Consider the following 2,763-nt stretch of genomic DNA (forward strand, 5'->3'; position numbering starts at 1 on the left):
AATCAGGGACGGCCTACGAGCCACCTCGCACGGAGGCGGAGCGCAAGCTGGCGGCCATCTGGGAGGAGGTCCTGCGAGTGCCCCGGGTGGGCGTGAAGGACAACTTCTTCTCCCTGGGCGGACACTCACTGCTGGCGACGCAGGTGGTGTCGCGGATCCGCGCGGAGCTGGGCGTGGAGCTCGCGCTGCGGGTCCTGTTCGAGGCCCCCGTGTTGGAGACCCTGGCCGAGCGGCTGAAAACAGCACCGCGCCAGCTGCACACGACGCTGAATCCCACTGCGCTCGGTGGGCCCGCCCCTCTGTCGTTCGCGCAGCAGCGCCTGTGGTTCATCGACCAGTTGGAGCCAAGCAGCTCGCTCTACAACGTCCCTGTCGCGGTGCGCCTGGACGGAGAGCTGGACGTGGCAGCCCTGGAAGGAGCCCTGCGTGAGGTGGTGCGCCGTCACGAATCCCTGCGCACCACGTTCGAGCTGCACGAAGGGCAACCCGCGCAGCGCATCCACGCCGAACCACGCCTTTCGATGGTGCAGCTCGACCTGCGGGCGCTCGGAAGCGAGCAGCGGGAGCAGGAGGTCCGGCGTCGGCTCGGGGTGGAGCTGGCGGAGCCCTTCGACCTGAACCAGGGGCCGCTCATCCGCGCGAACCTGTTGCGGCTGGGGAGCGCCGAGCACGTGTTGCTCGTCACGATGCACCACATCGTGTCCGACGGCTGGTCCCTGGGCGTGCTGATCCGCGAAATGGGCGCGCTGTACGCCGCCTTCACGGAGGGCCGTCCGTCGCCGCTGCCGGAGCTGTCGTTGCAGTACGCGGGATACGCGGCGTGGCAGCGAAGCTGGTTGCAGGGGGAGACGCTCCAGAGGGAAGTGGACTTCTGGAGGAAGAAGCTCACCGGGGCGCCGCCGGTACTGGAGCTGCCCACGGACCGGCCGCGTCCGGCGGTGCGAGGCAACGCAGGCGCGGTCCATCCGTTCACCTTGCCGTCATCGCTGGAGCAGCAGTTGAAGTCGCTGGCTCGGGATGAAGGCGCGTCGCTGTACATGGTGCTGCTGGCCGGATGGCAGGTGCTGCTGTCGCGCTACAGCGGCCAGACGGACATCAGCGTGGGTTCGCCTATCGCGGGCCGCACGCGCGCGGAGCTGGAAGGGCTCATTGGCTTCTTCGTCAACACGCTGGTGCTGCGAGCCCACGTGGACGGAGAGGCGTCCTTCCGTGAGTTGCTGAAGCAGGTGAGGGGCACGGTGCTGGAGGCCTACGAGCACCAAAACGTGCCCTTCGAGAAGCTGGTGGAGGCGCTTCAGCCGGAGCGCAGCCGCAGCCACACGCCGCTCTTCCAGTCGATGCTGGCGTTGCAGAACACGCCTGACGGAGAGGCACGACTCCCTGGGCTGACGATGAAGCCGCAGGAACTGGAGCTTCGTACGTCGAAGTTCGACGTGAGCCTCTTCTTCACGGAGACGCCGCAGGGGCTGAGCGGAGCGGTGGAGTACAGCACCGACCTGTTCGAAGCCGCGACGGTGCGCCGGATGGTGGAGCACCTGCGGGTGCTGCTGGAAGGCGTGGTGGCGAAGCCGGAAGTGGCAGTGCGCCGGTTGCCGCTGCTGACGGAGGCGGAGCGCCAGCAAGTGCTGACGACGTGGAACCCGACAGCCACGCCGTATCCCCGCGACGTAGCGGTGCACGCACGCTTCGAAGCGCAAGCGAGCCGGACGCCGGACGCGGTGGCGCTGAAGCTCGCGGAAGGGGGCGCCACGCTGACGTACGGGGAGCTGGACGCGAAGGCGAACCAGCTGGCGCACCACCTGCGAAGCCTGGGCGTGAAGCGAGGCACGCGGGTGGGCGTGTTCGTGGAGCGCTCGTTCGAGATGGTGGCCGGGTTGCTGGCCATCCTCAAGTCCGGAGGCACGTATGTGCCGGTGGACCGCAACTACCCGGCGGAGCGAATCGCGCTGCTACTAGGGGATGCGGGCGTGGAGGTGACGCTGACGCAGCAGTCGCTGGCGCAGAGACTGCCGGTAAGCGCGGGCACACTGCTGACACTGGATGCGATGGGGAGCGAAGTCGCCCATCAGCCACGGACCGCCCTCCGCGTGGAGGTGAGCGGGGAAGACCTGGCCTACGTGATGTTCACGTCGGGGAGCACGGGCCGGCCGAAGGGCGTGAGCGTGCCGCACCGAGGCATCACTCGGCTGGTGGTGGGCAACGACTTCATGCGCTTCGGGCCGCGGGAAGTCTGGCTGCAACTGGCGCCGGTGGCCTTCGACGCGTCGACGTTGGAACTCTGGGGCGCGCTGCTGCACGGAGCGAAGCTGGTGCTGGCGCCGCCGCACGCGCTGGCGATGGAGGAACTGGGCGCGCTGGTGAAGCAGGAGCGCATCAGCACGCTGTGGCTGACGACCGCACTGTATGAGCAGATGGCGCTGCACCAGCCGGAGGCCCTGGCGGGCGTGGCGCAGGTGCTGACGGGCGGTGACGTGATGCCGCTCCAGCGTGCGCGGGAGCACCTAACTCGGCTGCCGGAAGGCGCGGTGCTGGTGAACGCGTACGGCCCCACGGAGAACACGACGTTCTCCACCACGAACACGCTGACGGGCCGGACGGAGCTCGATGGCGCGGTGTCCATCGGCAAGCCGATTGGAAACTCCACGGCGTACGTGCTGGACGCGAATGGGGACGTGGCCGGAGTGGGCGTGCCCGGAGAGCTGTACGTGGGCGGCGAAGGGCTCGCGTGGGGTTACCTCAACCGCGCGGACCTGACGGCGGAGC

Annotated in this window: 1 protein-coding gene; it reads left to right on the forward strand. The window is 68.7% G+C overall.

The window, feature by feature from the left end:
- Window positions 1-2,763, forward strand: a 2,763-nt coding sequence (locus tag D7X55_RS38145; protein WP_147470384.1) for a condensation domain-containing protein, incomplete at both ends; no start/stop codon positions are given.

The organism is Corallococcus sp. AB049A (genome assembly GCF_003668885.1).
GTDB lineage: Bacteria > Myxococcota > Myxococcia > Myxococcales > Myxococcaceae > Corallococcus > Corallococcus interemptor.